This window comes from Citrobacter europaeus, assembly GCA_020099315.1.
GTDB lineage: Bacteria > Pseudomonadota > Gammaproteobacteria > Enterobacterales > Enterobacteriaceae > Citrobacter > Citrobacter europaeus.
The window spans coordinates 4,823,883-4,842,041 of the sequence record CP083650.1 but is presented as its reverse complement, the minus strand read 5'-3'; the positions used below and the strand labels follow the sequence as shown (position 1 = coordinate 4,842,041).

At 53.0% G+C, this 18,159-nt stretch carries 17 protein-coding genes; 6 read left to right on the top strand and 11 right to left on the bottom strand.

The annotated features are described in order from the left end of the window. The first annotated feature begins 1 nt into the window (after window position 1). Entirely contained in the window at window positions 2-1,138 is a 1,137-nt protein-coding gene (locus LA337_22700) for an HlyD family secretion protein (GenBank protein UBI15925.1), read from the top strand. A gap of 81 nt (window positions 1,139-1,219) precedes the next feature. Here LA337_22700 and LA337_22695 read toward each other — a convergent pair whose 3' ends face one another. After that, window positions 1,220-2,173 carry a LysR family transcriptional regulator gene (locus tag LA337_22695; GenBank protein ID UBI15924.1) on the bottom strand — a complete coding sequence of 318 codons (954 nt, stop codon included), beginning with the start codon at window positions 2,171-2,173 and terminating at the stop codon, window positions 1,220-1,222. Window positions 2,174-2,294: 121 nt separating this feature from the next. Between LA337_22695 and LA337_22690 the strand changes: the two genes are divergently transcribed. Then, complete coding sequence (locus LA337_22690) at window positions 2,295-3,035, top strand: MipA/OmpV family protein (GenBank protein ID UBI15923.1); 741 nt, start codon at window positions 2,295-2,297, stop codon at window positions 3,033-3,035. Window positions 3,036-3,126: 91 nt separating this feature from the next. On the opposite strand, the gene LA337_22685 is transcribed toward LA337_22690, so the two are convergent. Together LA337_22685 and LA337_22680 are read right to left on the bottom strand one after the other, a co-directional pair. Then, window positions 3,127-5,082: a glycoside hydrolase family 127 protein gene (locus LA337_22685; protein ID UBI15922.1), complete on the bottom strand. Its 1,956-nt coding sequence runs from the start codon at window positions 5,080-5,082 to the stop codon at window positions 3,127-3,129. Window positions 5,083-5,092: 10 nt separating this feature from the next. After that, window positions 5,093-6,493 carry an MFS transporter gene (locus tag LA337_22680; GenBank protein UBI15921.1) on the bottom strand — a complete coding sequence of 467 codons (1,401 nt, stop codon included), beginning with the start codon at window positions 6,491-6,493 and terminating at the stop codon, window positions 5,093-5,095. 252 nt (window positions 6,494-6,745) lie between these two features. Between LA337_22680 and LA337_22675 the strand changes: the two genes are divergently transcribed. Next, window positions 6,746-7,561: a helix-turn-helix domain-containing protein gene (locus tag LA337_22675; GenBank protein UBI15920.1), complete on the top strand. Its 816-nt coding sequence runs from the start codon at window positions 6,746-6,748 to the stop codon at window positions 7,559-7,561. Between the two features lie 4 nt (window positions 7,562-7,565). Here LA337_22675 and araD read toward each other — a convergent pair whose 3' ends face one another. From araD to yiaK, 8 genes are all read right to left on the bottom strand, one after another. After that, a complete protein-coding gene (araD, locus tag LA337_22670) occupies window positions 7,566-8,261 on the bottom strand; it encodes an L-ribulose-5-phosphate 4-epimerase (protein UBI15919.1) in 696 nt (231 codons plus the stop codon). Further along, complete coding sequence (locus tag LA337_22665) at window positions 8,255-9,115, bottom strand: L-ribulose-5-phosphate 3-epimerase (protein UBI15918.1); 861 nt, start codon at window positions 9,113-9,115, stop codon at window positions 8,255-8,257. Before LA337_22665 ends, araD begins: the two co-directional genes overlap by 7 nt. Beyond that, window positions 9,108-9,770: a 3-keto-L-gulonate-6-phosphate decarboxylase UlaD gene (gene ulaD, locus LA337_22660; protein ID UBI18537.1), complete on the bottom strand. Its 663-nt coding sequence runs from the start codon at window positions 9,768-9,770 to the stop codon at window positions 9,108-9,110. The genes LA337_22665 and ulaD overlap by 8 nt, the downstream gene beginning before the upstream one ends. Continuing rightward, the gene (locus tag LA337_22655) at window positions 9,770-11,272 is read right to left on the bottom strand and encodes a carbohydrate kinase (GenBank protein ID UBI15917.1); all 1,503 of its coding nucleotides are present in this window, start codon (window positions 11,270-11,272) and stop codon (window positions 9,770-9,772) included. Before LA337_22655 ends, ulaD begins: the two co-directional genes overlap by 1 nt. A gap of 100 nt (window positions 11,273-11,372) precedes the next feature. Then, window positions 11,373-12,692 (bottom strand): MFS transporter, encoded by a 1,320-nt coding sequence (locus LA337_22650; GenBank protein UBI15916.1) that lies wholly within the window; start codon window positions 12,690-12,692, stop codon window positions 11,373-11,375. 31 nt (window positions 12,693-12,723) lie between these two features. Then, window positions 12,724-13,656: a DUF4862 family protein gene (locus tag LA337_22645; protein UBI15915.1), complete on the bottom strand. Its 933-nt coding sequence runs from the start codon at window positions 13,654-13,656 to the stop codon at window positions 12,724-12,726. Window positions 13,657-13,670: 14 nt separating this feature from the next. Continuing rightward, complete coding sequence (locus LA337_22640; GenBank protein UBI15914.1) at window positions 13,671-14,135, bottom strand: YhcH/YjgK/YiaL family protein; 465 nt, start codon at window positions 14,133-14,135, stop codon at window positions 13,671-13,673. Between the two features lie 11 nt (window positions 14,136-14,146). Next, window positions 14,147-15,145 carry a 3-dehydro-L-gulonate 2-dehydrogenase gene (gene yiaK, locus LA337_22635; protein ID UBI15913.1) on the bottom strand — a complete coding sequence of 333 codons (999 nt, stop codon included), beginning with the start codon at window positions 15,143-15,145 and terminating at the stop codon, window positions 14,147-14,149. Window positions 15,146-15,362: 217 nt separating this feature from the next. Here yiaK and yiaJ point away from each other — a divergent pair, with 217 nt between their 5' ends. From yiaJ to LA337_22620, 3 genes are all read left to right on the top strand, one after another. Then, window positions 15,363-16,178, top strand: a complete 816-nt coding sequence (yiaJ, locus tag LA337_22630; protein ID UBI15912.1) for an IclR family transcriptional regulator YiaJ — start codon at window positions 15,363-15,365, stop codon at window positions 16,176-16,178. A gap of 117 nt (window positions 16,179-16,295) precedes the next feature. After that, on the top strand, window positions 16,296-16,787 hold the full coding sequence (locus LA337_22625) for a 4Fe-4S binding protein (protein UBI15911.1): 492 nt from the start codon (window positions 16,296-16,298) through the stop codon (window positions 16,785-16,787). A 23-nt stretch (window positions 16,788-16,810) separates the two neighbouring features. After that, a complete protein-coding gene (locus LA337_22620; protein UBI15910.1) occupies window positions 16,811-18,157 on the top strand; it encodes a DUF4026 domain-containing protein in 1,347 nt (448 codons plus the stop codon). Window positions 18,158-18,159 lie beyond the last annotated feature (2 nt).

Below are 18,159 nucleotides of genomic sequence, written 5' to 3'. Positions count from 1 at the left end.
GATGGATTTACTGATTGTTCTGACCTATGTGGCGTGCGCATGGTCAATATTTAAAATATTTAAAATTCCTGTAAATAAATGGACAGTACCCACTGCAGCCTTAGGCGGTATATTTATTGTTTGCGGGCTGATATTACTGATGAATTATAACCATCCGTATACATTTAAGGCGCAAAAGGCGGTAATTTCAATTCCCGTAGTGCCGCAGGTAACGGGTGTAGTGACGGAAGTAACGGATAAGAAGAATACGCTGATCAAAAAAGGCGAGGTTCTTTTTAAGCTTAATCCGGGACGTTATCAGGCGCGGGTAGATCGTCTGAAAGCTGATATTGTCACCGCACAGCATAAAGAGCAGGCTCTGGTGGCACAGTTAGACGAAATGCAAGCCAACACGCAGCAGGCAAAGGCCACGCGCGACAAACTGGCTAAAGATTACCAGCGCTATGCGCAGGGGAGTCAGGCGAAGGTGAATCCTTTTTCTGAACGCGATATCGACGCGGCGCGGCAAAACTATCTGGCGCAGGAAGCCGCGGTGAAATCCTCCGTTGCAGAACAACAGCAAATCCAGAGTCAGTTAGACAGCCTGGTGCAGGGTGAGAATTCGCAAATTGCCAGCCTGAAAGCACAGTTAGCTGAAGCGGAATTCAATCTGGATCAGACCGTGGTTCGCGCGCCCAGCGATGGTTACGTAACCCAGGTGCTGATGCGCCCCGGAACCTACGCCGCCGCGCTGCCGATGCGCCCGGTGATGGTGTTTATTCCGGATCAAAAACGGCAAATTATCGCCCAGTTCCGTCAAAACTCGCTGCTGCGACTGGAGCCCGGCGATGAAGCGGAAGTGGTGTTTAACGCCCTGCCGGGTAAGGTATTTAGCGGCAAACTGGCTGCCATCAGCCCAGCCGTACCGGGGGGGACATACCAGTCGAACGGGGCGCTACAATCCTTAAACTCGACGCCCGGTTCGGAAGGGGTGATCGCCACAATTGAGCTAAATGAAAATGCGGATGTGAGCGCATTACCTGATGGGATTTACGCCCAGGTCGCCGTTTACTCTGACCACTTCGAGCATGTGTCGGTCATGCGTAAGGTCTTGCTGCGGATGACCAGCTGGGTGCATTACCTGTATCTCGACCACTAGGTGCAGGCTATTTTTGAACCTGGGCAGTGTTCAAACTACCTGCGCCAATAACGCCTGTTGAGTCTGGTATCCTCATTTTGCTTACTCAGTCTGCTGCTCCAGCGACTGAGTAAGCTGCTGGCGGATCTCTGCCAACATCTCATCAAGAATAAACTGTACCCGCCATGGCTGGTATTCACGCTTGCGGAAAATCGCCACCAAATCCAACCACCATTCATGTTGTTCTGAGAAACATGGGACCAGCAATCCGGATTGAACATCTTTTTGTACACTCGCATTCGGCGCAAAAACAATGCCCAGATGGTTACGTGCCAGCGCCAACGCAGACTGTGTATTGTCGCAGACATAATTTCCGGTCACCCGATAATCGTGCATTTCCTTGCCGCCGGCGGAGGTGAAGCGCCAGATATTGGCATCATCTATCATCATGGAATCAATCAGAATGCAGGAATGTTCTTCCAGCTCATCAGGACTACTAATAGGATGTTGTTTGATGTATTCAGGGCTGGCAAATGCCGTCACTGCATATTTGGTAATAAAACTGGCGACCAGTGATTCATCTTTAGGGTGTGCATAGGTGATTAAAACATCACAATCATCAGGAAAGTCGACGCCTTCATAAAAAGCTTTACGTTCAAGGTTACATGTTTTAAGTGAGAGGCTAATGCCGCCGATATTCTGAATTTTTGCAATAACATGTTGCGATAAGTAAGCAATAATTCCCGTTGGTGCATAGACCGTTACCCGCCCACGTTTTTCATGCTTATAATCAGCAATGAAACTATTGAGCTGATCGTTTCTTTCCAACATATCATTGATGTAAGGAAGCAGCGCCGTACCAAACGGCGTAAGAGTTAGCTGCCGAGTGGTGCGGTCAAACACCTTTAATCCAACTTTTGATTCGAAATCAGCCAGGTACTTGCTGACGTTGGCCTGTGCGATGCCGAGAACCGTAGCGGCATGACTGATGTTTTCACTGGCAGCAATTACCGAAATAATTTTCAGTTCCCGGTGTTTGAGTTGTAATTTGTTCATCGCCAAACCCAATATATATATGTTTGTATATATTACTATATAAATATGAATGTTGCATCGATGAAATTGTAAGCATTATTATGCACGCGCTTTGTAGCTTATTTTAAAATGGAATGTTGGCATGTTAATTAAACGCAATATTGTGGCGCTGTTCGCCTTTTCTTTTATGGCGAGTGCAACTGCCGCAGAATTTTCTATTGGTGCTGGCGCTGTATATAATGAATCTCCTTATCGTGGATATAATGATAACGTTCACGCAGTACCGCTTGTCAGTTATGAAAGTGAATCCTTTTATTTTAGGCAAACAACGTTAGGTTATATTCTTTCAAAAAACGAAAGTAATGAATTTAGCATTACTGCCTCATACATGCCGCTTGAGTTTGATCCAGGTGATAACGACGATCATGCGATGAAAAAGCTGGATAAGCGTGACGCGACCGCCATGGCGGGCGCCGCGTGGTATCACCATCAGAAATGGGGCAGTGTGAAAGTCTCCGCCGCAGCGGATGTGCTGGATAACAGCAATGGCTGGGTCGCGGAAATGTCTCTGTTCCGCCAAATGCCGATGGGCAAGCTAACGCTGACGCCGGCGATTGGCGTGCTCTACTATGACGAAAACTTCAACGAATATTACTACGGCATCTCTGGCAATGAATCCCGCCGTAGTGGGTTATCAAGCTACTCTCCTGGGGACAGATGGACACCGTATGTTGGCCTGTCCGCTAAATACGCGTTGACCAGCAACCTGACGCTGCTGGCCAGCGCCAACTACAGTGCGCTGCCGGACGACATTAAAAATAGCCCGATGGTTGATCGCGATGACAGCTTCACCTTGATGTCCGGTCTGACCTGGCGTTTCTGATTCTCACCCGTTTGTCCTCAGGGAGGAGGGCAATCTTTTCAGTCGCCAGACCGGATAAGACGCGAAGCGTCGTCATCCGGTACGCTTACCGTTACTGCTCGTTTACCCAGATTCGCATTTCGCCTTCACCACGGTTCGCCCAGCTAAACCACGGAATAAACGTCAGCGTATGCGCCTGGCGAGAAGCCGGTGAAACATCATAGTGCCACAAGGATTGCTGCGTCGCGTCGGCGCAGCTTTGCTTCACGCCTTCAGCCTGAATTAACATCTTATGGCTGAACAGCCCCTTACCCTCGAATACCCTGAATTCGCTCTCTTTCGCCAGCCACAGATTATGCAGTTCTTCGCCGTTGTCGGCCTGCTCCAGGCAATACACCAATGGCCCACGTTGAATAGCGACCTTACCGGCAACATGACGCACCAGTGGGTTTCCGTACACCCGACGCACTGGCATTGGCAGAGTCAGACTGAGCGTATCGCCCTCCTGCCAGGTTCGGCTGATGTGCAAATAGCCTTTGCGAATATCCTGCTCAACCGGTTGGCCATTCAGCAAAACCTGCGGCGCGGAGCACCAGTCAGGCAAGCGCAAGGCCAGGGTGTGATACACCGACTGCGGTGATTCAATGGCGATTTTCACCTGCTCATGCCATGGATAATCCCCGCTAATGCGCAGTTTGAGCGCGCCATCTGCCACGGGGACTTCCATGCTATTGCCCACATACATATTGATATACAGCGCGTCCTGACGTGGCGTGTAGATGTAATGGCCAATTGAGGTTAAGACGCGGGCGATATTGGGCGGACAGCAGGCGCAGCCGAACCAGCGTTGGCGAACGGGCTTCACGTGGTCGTAAATATGATTGAATTTTAATGACTTAGGGTGTACTTCCAGTGGGTTAACGTAGAAGAAGTGTTTACCGTCCAGCGCCATGCCGCCGAGAACGGTGTTATACAGGGCGCGCTCCATGACGTCGGCATACTGGCTGTCGGCCTCCATTTCCAGCATTCTGCGGGCGAACATCATCAGTCCGATTGAAGCGCAGCTTTCCGCGTACACGGAGTCGTTGGGCAGATCGTAATCGCTGCTAAACGCCTCGCCACTGCTTTGAGAGCCGATCCCGCCGGTAATGTACAACTGGCGCTGGGCCATATTTTTCCACAGACGCAGGCAATCCTGACGCTTGCCTTCGTCCTGGCTTAAACGTGCCAGGTGCGCCACGCCGGTCATCAGATATACAAAGCGCACTGCGTGACCGATAGCCGTTTGCTGTTCTGAAATGGGCTGATGTGCCTGGCTATAGGGTTTATCTTTCACCATCCACGCCGGGCCGTAAGTGTGCCAGTAAGAGGTTTGCCCCCGCTTTTCGTACTCTTCGTCATAGAAATGGGGCTGAGCGCCGCGTTGTTCAACAAAGTAATTTACCAGCGCCATATAGCGTGGCTGCTGAGTCACTTCATATAAGCGCATTAAGGCCAGCTCGATTTCCGGGTGTCCGGGGTAGCCGCGTAACTGATTTTCACCAAGCCCAAACACGCTGTCGATATGATCCGCCAGGCGGCACACCACTTCTAACAAACGACGCTTACCCGTCGCCTGGAAGAATGCGACGCCCGCTTCAATTAAATGACCGGCGCAGTACAGTTCATGGCATTCGGCGAGGTTGGTCCAGCGTTCATCCGGAGCTTTTACCGTGAAGTAAGTATTGAGATAGCCGTCTGCACACTGTGCCGCAGCCACCAGTTCAATGACCTCATCAGCGGTTTTCTCAAGTTCTGCATCGGGTTTCTGGCACAGGGACCAGGCGACGGCCTCCAGCCATTTCGCCACGTCGCTATCCTGAAAAACCATGCCGTAAAACTCGCCGTCCTGCAGTCCCGCGGCGATGCGGAAGTTTTCTATCGCATGGCTTGGTTCCGCCTCTGCAATGCGGTCATTAAGCGCATCCCACTGGTAGGGGATCACCACATCACGCACCAACTGCTGATATTGTCCGAGGAACGGATCGCTGACCGTGAGCTTATGCAGGTCGACTTCCAGTACGTTCATTTCGTGCTCCTTAAGGCTGTACATGACGCTGACGCAAATCGGTGGCAATGCGCGACATCATCGGGTTATTGAGTTTGCAAAGGCGGATAGACAGCGCCAGCAGCAGGTGGAACAGCGCGGGCAGCAGCGTTTCCATCGCGGTAATCCCTTGCAGCGAACTGGCGGTTTGGTTGCCAGCGCCTGGCTGATAGGCGACAAAAATAAACAACAGGCTGATGATCCCCGCGCTTGAGGCCCAGGCCAGCTTGATGAAAAACAGGTTGAAGGCGAAATTCATGCCGGAAGAACGTACGCCGGTTTTCCACTCGCCGTAGTCGTCGGCAAAGGCCATCAGCGAGAAATGCAGCGGCAGCGTAAAGCCCAGAATAATGCCGTTGCCGAGGATCACCGCCAGCCACAGCGTCTGATAAGCCGGACCGGTTGGCAGGAACCACATCAGCACCGCCAGCGCCGTCAGCACCAGGTTGGTGTAGTAATAGAGTTTGACGGTATCCATGCGGCGGGTCAGCGGGCTGACGATCACCGAACCGATGATGGACGCGAAGGTGACCATGGTGAAAAACAGCGACGTGTAAGCGGTGCTGCCCTCCAGCACATAGGTAATGAAGTACATGTACCCGCCGCCGCGAATATTAAAGACGTTAATCAGCAGGAAAGACATTACCAGCATCAGTAATAGCTGATCATTTTTGCGCAGCCCGCCAATGTGTTCGCGCAGGGTAAATTTCCCCATCATCGCCAGCGGCACGCGCTCGCGCACCCAGAAGAAGCAGCACAGGAACATCACTACCGCGATGGCGCACAGGATACCCACGCCGAACTGATAACCCTGCGCAGCGTTGCCCTGACCCAGAACATCCACCATCCACGGCAGGCCGACGGAGACAAGGAATCCCGCCACGCCGCACAACACAAAGCGCCAGGACTGGCAGGCGATCACCTCATTGTGGCGGGTGGTCATGGTGTTGATCAGCGCACAGTACGGCACGTTGATGGCGGTATAGCCGACGGAGAGCAGCAGATAGGTGCCGAACGCCCAGGCAATTTTTACGCTCATGCTGGCGTCAGGGACGGTAAACGTGAGTACGCCAATAATGCCAATGGGAACCGCAACCCACAGCTGCCAGGGGCGAAAGCGCCCCCAGCGACTTTGGGTACGGTCGGCCAGCACGCCCATTATCGGGTCGGAAATGGCGTCAAATACGCGCAGGGCAATAAACAATGTACCAACCAGTGCGGGCGTTAACCCGAAGACATCGGTGTAGAAAAATGTCAGGAAGTTCATGATCAGACAGGTAATGACCGTCCCGCCCGCATCGCCTAACCCATAGCCTATTTTTTCACGCAGAGAGAGTTTGTCGTCCTGGGCACGCTGTGCCAAATCGGATGTCGTAATCGGAGCCGAAGTCATAAATAACTCCCGGAGAGAATGTTCAGAAAAATTCCCGCTACACTGCGGGTTATTTGTGGGTAATTTGCAAAGTACGTTATTTATTCTGCACGAAATGTTTGGAGCAACAAGGGAAGAGAAAAGTATAAAAAGATAACAATTCCGACTTCATTTAGAAAATGTGATTTCGATCCGGTGAAACCTGGGTTTATCGTGAATAATCAATAATAAAGACCGATTTAAATAATGCTGAAAGCGGGAATTTGAATATATATGCTCGAATTATCCATGTCTCTTCCGATTAAAGTACAAAATGGCGGATTATTTATTTCTCGGGGCGTGGGCAGTCATCCTGCGCGACGATTGCAATCCTGGGAAATTATCTTTGTCGAAAAAGGGACATTAACGATTCGCGAAGGCCAGACCGTTTTTGGCGTGAATGCCGGAGAAAGTTTGCTGCTGTGGCCGCAGCGCTCGCATATTGGCGTTGGGCAATTTCCGGCTGATTTGAAATTTTACTGGCTGCATTTTGAGGTGATGGCAGAAAGCGACGCATCAATAACTGAACCGTTACTTGCTATCCCTCAACATACCCGGGTGAGCGAGCCACAATATATTATCTCGTTGTTTCGTCAGTTCTTACGCGAGCAGGAAAATATTCATCGCAGCATAGCGCTGGAACTGATCCTGCTGCTGATTTTGCAGCAAATATCCGCGGCTGCCAGCGAGCAACCACCAGACAGTCCGGGTAATGCGCTGGCGTGGAAAGCGCAGCAGATAATTCACACTCAGTTCCACCTGCCGATTAGTGCCTCAACGCTGGCGAAAGAGCTGCATTGCAATGCGGACTATCTGGGGCGTGTATTCCGTAGCGCGTTCCGGCTGACACTCACCGAAGCGTTGCATCGCCAGCGGGTAAGGGCGGCAGAAAAACTGTTGATCAGTGATTCGCTATCGCTTACCGAAGTGGCGATGAAATGTGGATTTAATGAGGTGGGTTATTTTCGCAAAATCTTTCGCAAGCATACCAGCCTGACGCCCGCGGCGTGGAAACGGCGCTATTGCAAAGAGCATATTAATAGCGCCTGACCCGTTACTGCCCGTAATACGCATTCACGCCATGTTTGCGCAGATAATGTTTATCCAGCAACTCAGGCTGCATATCCGGCAACTGCGGAGCTAACTGGCGCGAGAACAGTCCCATGTAGGCGCACTCTTCGAGCACCACGGCGTTATGTACGGCGTCTGCGGCGTCTTTACCCCAGGCAAACGGACCGTGTGAATGCACTAACACCGCCGGAACCTGCATCGGGTTCAGGTCCCGTTGCTCAAAAGTTTTAATGATGACTTCGCCGGTCTGGTATTCATATTCACCGTTGATCTCCTCAACGGTCATCAGACGGGTACATGGAATAGAACCATAGAAATAATCGGCATGCGTGGTGCCCCATGCCGGGAGATCAAGACCCGCCTGCGACCAGATCGTCGCGTGGCGTGAGTGGGTATGGACGATCCCACCGATCTCAGGGTAGCGGCGGTATAGCGCCAGATGGGTTGGCGTGTCAGATGAGGGTTTTTTACTCCCTTCAACCACGTCGCCGCTGGCGATATCCACCACCACCATATCGTCGGCGGTCATCACGTCATATTCTACGCCGGATGGCTTAATCACCATCAGTGTCCGCGTTTCATCTACTGCGCTGACGTTACCCCAGGTAAAGGTGACTAAACCATGAGCCGGAAGCGCCAGATTGGCCGCCAGCACCTCGGCCTTCAGTTGTTTTAACATGGAAATCCTCCCTCCTGCATACGTGCTTCTATCCAGCGTCGTGCCTGGATAATTTCCAGTACCGGCTCTTTCGCTTTTTCTGTCCACATTTCAATCAGAAACGACCCGCGATAGTTCAGCTCATGCAGCGTTTTGAAGATACCAACAAAGTCCACACACCCTTCGCCAAAGGGCACATCGCGAAACTGGCCCGGATGGGTTTCGGTTACTGGCAGCGTGTCTTTCAGGTGGATAGCGGCGATACGGTCAATGCCCAGCGTCAATTCGGCAGTGACGTCATTACCCCAGGCGCTGAGGTTGCCTACGTCCGGATAGACGGTGAACCACGGCGATGACAGCATTTCATCCCACTTTTTCCACTTGCTGATCGAGTTCATGAACGCGGTATCCATGATTTCTACCGCCAGCATGACCTGCGCGGCGGCGGCTTGCTCGACTGCCCATGCCAACCCTTCGGCAAAGCGCTGCTGCGTACCTTCGTCATGTTCTTCGTAATAGACGTCGTAGCCTGCCAGCTGAATGGTGCGAATACCGAGATCGCGCGCCAGACGAATGGCTTTGGTCATGATGTCGCGCGCCCGGGCGCGTGTAGATTCATCGCGGCTGCCAAACGGAAAACGGCGGTGGGCGGACAGGCACATTGAGGGGATTGCCACGCCGGTTTCCAGCATCGCGCTCACCAGCGATGCGCGCTGAGCGGGACTCCAGTCGAGACGCGACAGGCGTTCATCGGTTTCATCCACTGACATTTCGACGAAATCAAAACCGCAGCTTTTCGCCAGCACCAGACGCTCCGGCCAGGAGAGGTCTTTCGCCAGCGCTTTTTCATAGATACCTAACGGATGATTACGCATACTGTGCTCCCCAGATGGCATCGATTTGCGCATGGAATTCGCCAGCAACCTGCGTTGGGTTTTTCGCCCCAGCCAGCGCGCGTCCGGCGATAAAGGCTTTGACGTTGATATCGCGAAACAGCGGCAGGTCGGCGGGCGTAATCCCGCCGGTAATCGACAGTTCCAGACCAATATCGGAAAGCGCTTTCATGCGTGCCAGATCCGCTTCTCCCCACTGTTGCCCGCTGGCCTGGGCATCGCGCCCGCGATGGTAAATCGCCTGACGAACCCCAACGCGATACCAGTCTCGGGCGTCATCCAGCGTCCAGTTGCCGAACAGTTCCATCTGAATTTCACCGCCGCAGGACTGCGCGACGTCATGACCTTTTTCTACCGTCGCCAGCGGCGCAGCGCAGATGATGGTCATCCAGTTAGCGCCAGCATCAAACGCTTGCTGTGCGAGGGTTTCGCCCGCATCGGCCACCTTCCAGTCGGCGACGATGATTTTATTTGGGCACTGGGCGCGCAACGCTTTTACGGCGCTAAGGCCTTCGGTTAAGCAGAGAATCGTCCCCGCCTCAACGATATCAACACTCTCTTGTAGCAGTGCGACATCGCGCTGGGCCGCCTGCAGGTTGGTGTGGTCGAGCGCCAGTTGCAGTAATGGTCGACTCATCATTCGTACTCCTTAATGCGGGCGTGATAGCCCTGTAGTGCGGTAATTAAATTCTGGTATTGGCGGTATTTACGCTGGTAGCTCGCATGCGCGGCGGCGTCTGGCAGCAGCGTGCGCACCGGGTGCTGTAAGCTGCGCTGGGCGTCGCTGAAATTGTGATAAACGCCGGTGCCTACGCGGGCAGCAAGCGCTGCGCCAAAGCAGCCGGTCTCTTCAATCTGCGGCAGCTCGATACGTAAGCCGCTGACGTCGGCCAGCATTTGCATCCAGACATCTGAGTGCGCCGGACCTCCGGTGACGCGCAGGGTATGCGCCTGCGTAAAGCGTTCGCGCATGCGGTTGAGGTGGGTCATGTGGCTGAAAACCACGCCTTCGTAGATGGCCTGTAATAAGTGGGCGCGAGAGTGTATAGCCTGCATGCCATAAAAGCCGCTGGTCATCTCCAACCCGGCGTTGCTGCCGTACAAAAAGGGCAGGAAGAAAAGCTCGCTACCGGCTTTCGGTAAGCTGTCGACGGCCTGATTGATCTCATCAAAAGAGAGTTCGCCCCACTGAGCGGTAAACCATTCCAGATTGCCGGAGGAGGTCGGACTGGCTTCGTGAACGATGTACTGCCCGTCATTCACATAGCGGCCATAAACATAGGGATGGGCCTCGTGGTCACGCAGGCCGTGAGCGATCCCGCTGGTGACAGCCCAGGTTCCCATTACCGCGTTGAGGGTGTGCTCATCTTCAATACCGGCGCAGAGTGCGGTGGAAACCACATCAAACAGACCGCCGACGACGGGCGTACCCGCCGCCAGACCGGTGATGGCGGCTGTCTGAGCGGTGATTTCCCCGCATATTTCTGCTGAGCCAACGACAGGTGGCAGGGCAGTGTCGATTTCACTGATGCCCAACCATTGGGTCAATCGCGGGTCGTACTGACCGGTGGTCATGTTGTAGAGGTTCGACTCGGAGATATTGCTTTCTTCGCAGCCTTTGACGCCGGTTAAGCACCAGCGCAGGTAATCATGGCCCATCATGACGCTGCCAATTTGCGCGTAGCGCTGAGGGGTATTCTCCTTTACCCAACGCAGGAGCGATGCCGGATGCCCGGTCCACAATGTCTGGCGGGTGACCGGGTAGAGCTGCTCAGGGATCCCATCCTGCTGCCAGCGCTGAACGATGTCCATCGCGCGTCGATCGGAAGAGAGAATGGCATTGCCCAGCGGTTTATCCTGCTTATCAAGAAGAAACAGGCCTTTGCCCTGAGCGGAAATACCGACGCCTTTAATTTGATCGCCGCAGACGCCAGTGCGTTTTAACAGACCGGCAATGGTCGCGACGCACTGTTGCCACAGTTGGTGCATATCGCGTTCGGCGTAACCGGGTAACGGCGATATTGTCTGCAGCGATTGCCGGTTAATTCCCTGCTCATGACCTTTGGCATCATACAAACCTGCTTTCAGATATGTACCGCCACAATCAATACCCAGCCAGAAGGTCGCTTTCTCACTCATCTTTGTCATCTCATTTTGGCCGGATGACGCTGCGCTTATCCGGCCTGGGGTATGTATGGATTTCGTCGGCCCGATAAGCGAAGCGTCACCGGACATCGTGTTACGCCGCGTGTTTACGCGGATTCAGCGTCTTTAGCGGCGCAGAACCGGCATCGCATTTTGCTGGCAGCAGCAGTGCCATCAGCGCGGCCAGCGCCAGTGAGATTGCCAGGCAGTAAACGCCCGCATCTTTGCTGTACAGGGTGATGAGTACGCCGACCGCGTAAGGACCGCAGAAGCCTCCAAGGTTGCCGAGGGCGTTGATAACCCCACGTGCGCCACCGGCCATTTCCGCGCTGAACAACCGCGCCGGAATGGTCCAGAACACGCCCGCAGCCGATTGCAGGAAGAAGCCACAGCCGACCAGCGCGGCATAAGCCAGCCAGACGTTATTTTTCAGCGCTACGGAGAGGAACATGCACAGGGCAAAGCCAATCAGCGGCAGGCAGACGAACAGCTTGCGTTTACCGGTGCGGTCAGAGAGAGAAGAGAACAGGAACATCCCGGCAATTGCGCCAACGTACGGCAGAATGGCGAGCATACCGACCTGTCCCATGCTGCTGTGCGTCAACTCTTTGAGGATGGTCGGCAGCCACAGGGTGTAACCGTAAATCCCGGTCTGGTAGAAGAAATTCAGTGCGATCAACTGCCACATGGTTTTATCGGACAGCACCGCGCCCAGAGAGGCATTTTTGACTTCGGTTCCGGCAATGGCTTTTTGCTCGGCGGCCAGCGTTTCAACGAGGTAATTTTTCTCGGCGTCAGAGATCCAGCGTGCTTCCTGCGGTCGGTCGTAAACGGTATAGGCCCACAGCACCAGGACCACAATGGAGAGTAAACCTTCAATAATGAACAGCCAGCGCCAGTCGAGCACGGTGATGATCCAACCCGAGAGCGGGGCGGTAATGATCCCGGCAATCGGCACAAACATAATCACAATCGCATTGGCGCGACCGCGCTCGGCGTCGGGGAACCAGTTGCTGATCATCGTCAACACAACCGGCAGCATGCCGCCTTCGGCAACGCCGAGTAAAAAGCGCAAAACCAGCAGTTGATACTGATTAGTGATCAATCCTGTCAAAACGGAAATAACCGCCCAGGCAACCAACGACCAGCCGATAAATTTCTTGCCGCTACCGTGTACGGCAATTTTTCCGCCGGGAACCTGTAAAAACAGATAACCGATAAAGAAAATACCGCCAGCCAGTCCCGCCATGGTGGCGGAAATACCTAATTCGGCGTCCATGCCGCCCGGCATCGCAAATGCGATATTAACGCGGTCCATATAAGAAATAATACAGGCGATGAGAATGGGTGGAATAATTCGCAGCCAGCGCTGACGGGGTATATCTTTGAGTGTAGGGCGAGAGGTCATGTTCATATTAATATTCTCGTAGAGTAGTATGTTATTTTTATAATTTTGTTTTGTTTAATGCAGCGATACCGTCGCGCAATATTGCTACGCGATGATCCACATCTGCATTGGCATTTATTTCCAGTAATTTAATACCGGCAAATTGCAATGGCTCGGTTCCTGCGCAGGCGAATAATTCGCGGGCATGGTCGGTGGTCATCAAGCTTTGCGGGCAGAAAGGAGCAAACGGCGCGTGTAAGTCCTGCCACTCGCCATACTCTCCCGTGATTGTGGTGCCGGAAAACATCAGCGCGCCCAATTTACCGGCCTGTTGGACCTGCTGCGTGTGGGTCAGCGGTAGGGCGAGGTTCTGCCCTTCAATGGCCGATCGCGCCCAGTTAATGCACACGCTGATGTCATATCCGGTTATTGCGTCCAGCACGTTTTCTAACGGCAAAAAGCCTTTGCGTGGCGCAGGGCCCGTCATGGCATCGCAATGCTCCAGCACCAGATCGCAGGACCAGTCCCAGTGGGTAATTTCTTTCAGTGAACGAGCGAACGCGTCGGTGGCCTGGGCGACGTTCGGGTTGCCTGCCAGCGGGGCAGCGTGCAACTCCAGCGCGATCACTTTTCCGCCATTGGTTGCATTGATATGGTTGATTTTCTGGTGCAGATGGCGGTAATACGCCACACAGGCTTTACGCTGATCTTCGTCGCTGGAGGCCAACCCGAAACCACCCTCAGTACCGCGGCGGCGCATGGTTTCCATAATGGCCGTGACCACGATTTGCCAGTCGCCCGGCGTATGGCGCAATAACCATTCGTCGCCCAACGGATGCAGATGTTCAAGGCAGGGCTGTTCCAGTCCGCGAATATCCGGGGTATCGGAGAGCTGCCGCCAGAATTCCTTCTCTTCCTCTTCACTCTTTTGGTGAAATGAGGGTGCACAGGGGTACGCACCGATAATATAACCGGTTGTATTAGCTTTCATTTTTTGTGCTCCTTTTATAAAACTGAAATAGCAACCTTCACGACTATTTTGCGGATCGGTGTGGCGACAGTTTTATGACATCCCGGACGATGAACATCCTGCGGGAAAAATATGGCGTAACTTCCCGGAGTCATTTCAATAAAAGATTCATGTTCACTGGCGTGATAAAAAATAATATCGCGCTGTTCTAATAACGCTTCGCTGATTTCATTATTTCCGGTATCAATAGCGATACCGATTTTTTCTTCACCCCAGGCTAAAAACTGAATATCAAGATAGCGGCGATGCACTTCCGGGCGATTTTCGGCTGGGTCACGGGTAGTTAAATCGATAATCTGCGCGAAGATATGTTTACCGTCTATCTCCACCACGCCCGGCTCCAGTTTGCGGAAATCCGTGGTGCGCAGAAAATCGAGCGCCCTTTCAATCGCTGCGGGCAAACGACACGGATTAGGCTGAGCAATATGTCCAAAGATCATGGTGTTGCTCCTTACAGCGACTGAATTTTTGCCCAGACACTGTCATCAATGGTGATGCCGTTTTGGCGATTTTCTGCCAGTAGCTTTGTAAACTCGTGGCCCGGCAGACGAACAGGCGTGTTTTCATCAGCGCGTTCGGCGGTGGTGATGAAATCCATAATCCGCTGTAGTTTGGCATCGCGGGTGGCGCCATCGATTAGCTTATCCACTTCAATGGCGATGAAAATCTGTGAAACGCCATATTCATCGCTGTTATCCTGGGTGACTTCCGCCACGGAGGAACCGTCAGAAAGCAGGGTGGCAATCATATCCAGCACAATCGACAGGCCTGAACCTTTCCAGTAACCCATTGGTAAAATGCGGCGATTTTTTTCGATAACGCCCGGCTCTTTGGTGAGATTGCCTTCATCGTCAAAACCACCGTCTACCGGCAGTTCGCGACCAGCCAGGCGATTCACTTCCAGCATGCCGTAGGAGAACATCGACATCGACATATCAACCATGGTGATTGGCGTGGAGGGGATCGCGACAATCAGCGGGTTAGTACCAATACGGCACTCTTTCGAACCCCATGGCGGCATGACGGCAATCGAGTTGGTCCAGCAGATACCAATGTACCCTTTCTCTGCCGCCTGCCAGCCATAGCTGCCGCCGCGCATCCAGTGGTTGGCGTTACGCAGCGCGACCAGGCCAATGCCGTGATCGGAAGCCAACTCAATAGCTCTGTCCATCATCTTTTTCGCCGTCAGGTTGCCGATCGAACGCTGGGCATCCCATTGTTCAATCGCCCCCAGGCTGGTAATGCGCTGCGGTTTGGCCTCAGGAATGATGTCGCCGTTATCCAGTTGCTGAATGAAACGGGGGAAGCGATTCACGCCGTGCGAATAAACGCCGGACTCGGTGGTGCGCGCAAACATTTCGGCACAGGCATCGGCGGTTTCAACGGCGATACCGCGTGCCAGCAGTACCCGATTGAACGCATCTTTCAACTGCTCAAAAGTGACTTTCATTCCTGTTTCCTTGTTTAAGTTTGATCGCTTTTTTATCTCTAAATTTCACTATGCGAAATCTGATTTCAAATATAGCGATCAAATTTTGACAGATCAACGGGGTGGTCTATTTTTTAAAATCATCAAAATCAAATAGTTGTGTTTTTTCGGTTCAGATCGTGAACTGAAACACACTTTGCGCTACCATCAGAGCGCGACGAAAAGGGGAGCGGAAGCGATGGGCACCAAAGAGAGTGAAATGACGCAAGATAAAGAGAGGCCAGCCGGAAGTCAGAGCCTGTTCCGTGGTTTGATGTTGATTGAGATCCTGAGCAACTATCCGAATGGGTGTCCGCTGGCCCATTTGTCTGAACTGGCCGGGCTGAACAAAAGTACCGTGCATCGACTCCTGCAAGGCCTTCAGTCATGCGGATACGTCACGCCCGCACCCGCTGCGGGCAGTTATCGGTTGACCACTAAATTTATCGCCGTGGGACAAAAGGCGCTGTCGTCACTGAATATCATCCATGTTGCCGCACCGCACCTTGAAGCGCTGAATATCGCCACTGGCGAAACGATCAACTTCTCCAGTCGTGAAGATGACCATGCGATTCTGATTTATAAGCTGGAGCCGACGACAGGCATGCTGCGTACCCGCGCCTATATCGGCCAACATATGCCGCTGTACTGCTCCGCGATGGGCAAAATTTACATGGCGTTTGGGCATGCGGATTACGTGGAGTCCTACTGGGAGAGCCATCAGGATCTGATTCAGCCGCTGACCCGCAATACCATTACCGGTCTACCGGCGATGTACGATGAACTGGCACAGATCCGCGAAAGCAGTATGGCGATGGATCGGGAAGAGAACGAGCTGGGGGTATCCTGTATTGCCGTGCCGGTGTTTGATATTCATGGCCGGGTGCCCTACGCGGTATCAATTTCACTCTCGACATCGCGACTTAAGCAGGTAGGGGAAAAGAATCTACTCAAGCCGCTGCGTGAAACCGCACAGGCCATTTCAAATGAGCTGGGCTTTACCGTTCGCGATTAGGCGCATGCCAGGCGTCGTTCAGACACCTGACACTATTTAACCGTTTCCCCTGTCCGATCAAAGCGACAGGGGCAGTCTCTCTGGCAATCTGAAGTTTTCATGCAGAAGGAGGGGGCTATGAACGAGTTTATTATGGCGGATGCGGCAAAATGTATTGGGTGTCGTACCTGTGAAGTTGCCTGCGTCGTCGCGCATCAGCAAAACCAGGACTGTGCGTCGGTCTCTTCTTCTGCGTTTGTCCCGCGGATTCGGGTGATCAAAGACGATGCCTTTACAACGGCAGTCGCCTGCCATCAATGTGAAGATGCTCCCTGCGCGAATGTATGTCCAACGCACGCTATTCGCCGTGAACATGGACATATCTTCGTTGAACAAACACGATGTATTGGTTGTAAAAGCTGTATGCTGGCCTGTCCGTTTGGGGCAATGAATGTTGTCGCCCGCTCATCGCGGGTGCAGGCGATAAAATGCGATTTGTGCTGGCATCGCGAAACGGGGCCTGCGTGTGTTGAAGCTTGCCCGACAAGTGCGTTGCAGTGCGTAAGCGAGAATCAGATCGCGCAGCTAAACTGTGAAAGGCGTAGCCGTACGGCGTTTTCTACCTTTTGAACATTGAGCAAGGACGCATAATTATGGCATCAAACAAGCAAGCGTATCTCGCCGCTGCGAACAACGGTCTGTTTAAAACGGACTCCGAGTTTGTAGCGACCCCGCCACAACCCGTTACCCTTGAAGCGTTACAGGCGCGTGTGGAGGGGCAGACGCTATTTCCGGAGCTGTTGTCACGTATTGACGAAGAGAAAGAAGAACTGCATCTGACCTTTACCGCAGGCGGTGAGCTTTATCTTTATCGCGTTTCTCTCTTTAGCTGTGAGCACGATCCTTCCGCCCTGGAATACGTCCCTGGCGCACGTTCTGTTGCACCGGAAGTACTTTCTGAGATGGCAGAATATCGCCAGCGAATCTCAGTCACGACCCGTTTTAGTAATGATGTTTTCCTGAGCTGGCAGCAGGCGATCAAAATTGTGGGACTGTTGGTGCCGGACCTGCTGGTGGCCCAGGACGCTAGCGCAGGCGGTAGGCTGTTTTCCCGCGAGCGGTTACTGTTTGAAGCGCGTTTTCCGGCGCGGCCGCGTGCAGATACACTGTATGCGATCCACGCCGTTCACGATGATGAAAACGATCATTACTGGTTGCACACGCATGGCCTGCGGCGGTTGGGTTTACCGGAGTGCGAGGTGATTATTCACCAGCCGGTGGAAAATCTGGGCAGCATTGGCTACATGATTGAAGCGTTTGTGAATATCTGTATTGACGATCGCGGCATGTATTGTAATGAACCGCTGATGCTGGCGCGAACTCACGAAGGCGAGCAGTATATTGTGGCCATTCCCTGGGAACAGGGACTTAGCGTGATCGAACATGGCGGCAACCTGAACCTGTTGCCTGAGATCGCAGAGAGGGTGGGTGATATCTCAGATTTACCTTCCGGGCGTTTTTCCGGCGATCTGGCCGATCGGGAAGATGAGCATAATGGCCCGTCGTGCCTGTTGTTCCGTCTAGCCGATGAGCGTGGCGGCATTGGCAGCGTGATTGACGGTGGGCTGGGTGGCGATCAAGTGATGTTCATGAAAAGTATCGCATTGTCGGATAGCGATGCGCAAAAAGCGCAAATGCGCTGGCCTTATTTCCAGCATATTTTTGAGACGCAGCATAATGAAATATCAGCGCCCCTTGTCAAAATCGGTGTTCCCTACGGCGATGACGATAAGCGCGAACATATGTGGTTTATGTTGCAGAACATCGCTGATGAACATCTGACAGGCGTATTAACCAATCAGCCGTATTACGTGCATCATATGCAGGAAGGCGAGCAATATACGTTACCGTTTACACTGCTCAGTGACTGGCGCATTTATCATCCGCGGGGAGTGTTTACCCCAGATAATATTTTCGAGCTGATATCGCACAGTTCGTGATG

Coding starts and splice junctions, on each gene's coding strand:
- LA337_22700 (UBI15925.1), top strand. CDS start 2: ATGGATTTACTGATTGTTCTGACCTATGTGGCGTGCGCATGGTCAATA.
- LA337_22695 (UBI15924.1), bottom strand. CDS start 2,173: ATGAACAAATTACAACTCAAACACCGGGAACTGAAAATTATTTCGGTA.
- LA337_22690 (UBI15923.1), top strand. CDS start 2,295: ATGTTAATTAAACGCAATATTGTGGCGCTGTTCGCCTTTTCTTTTATG.
- LA337_22685 (UBI15922.1), bottom strand. CDS start 5,082: ATGAACGTACTGGAAGTCGACCTGCATAAGCTCACGGTCAGCGATCCG.
- LA337_22680 (UBI15921.1), bottom strand. CDS start 6,493: ATGACTTCGGCTCCGATTACGACATCCGATTTGGCACAGCGTGCCCAG.
- LA337_22675 (UBI15920.1), top strand. CDS start 6,746: ATGCTCGAATTATCCATGTCTCTTCCGATTAAAGTACAAAATGGCGGA.
- araD (UBI15919.1), bottom strand. CDS start 8,261: ATGTTAAAACAACTGAAGGCCGAGGTGCTGGCGGCCAATCTGGCGCTT.
- LA337_22665 (UBI15918.1), bottom strand. CDS start 9,115: ATGCGTAATCATCCGTTAGGTATCTATGAAAAAGCGCTGGCGAAAGAC.
- ulaD (UBI18537.1), bottom strand. CDS start 9,770: ATGAGTCGACCATTACTGCAACTGGCGCTCGACCACACCAACCTGCAG.
- LA337_22655 (UBI15917.1), bottom strand. CDS start 11,272: ATGAGTGAGAAAGCGACCTTCTGGCTGGGTATTGATTGTGGCGGTACA.
- LA337_22650 (UBI15916.1), bottom strand. CDS start 12,692: ATGAACATGACCTCTCGCCCTACACTCAAAGATATACCCCGTCAGCGC.
- LA337_22645 (UBI15915.1), bottom strand. CDS start 13,656: ATGAAAGCTAATACAACCGGTTATATTATCGGTGCGTACCCCTGTGCA.
- LA337_22640 (UBI15914.1), bottom strand. CDS start 14,135: ATGATCTTTGGACATATTGCTCAGCCTAATCCGTGTCGTTTGCCCGCA.
- yiaK (UBI15913.1), bottom strand. CDS start 15,145: ATGAAAGTCACTTTTGAGCAGTTGAAAGATGCGTTCAATCGGGTACTG.
- yiaJ (UBI15912.1), top strand. CDS start 15,363: ATGGGCACCAAAGAGAGTGAAATGACGCAAGATAAAGAGAGGCCAGCC.
- LA337_22625 (UBI15911.1), top strand. CDS start 16,296: ATGAACGAGTTTATTATGGCGGATGCGGCAAAATGTATTGGGTGTCGT.
- LA337_22620 (UBI15910.1), top strand. CDS start 16,811: ATGGCATCAAACAAGCAAGCGTATCTCGCCGCTGCGAACAACGGTCTG.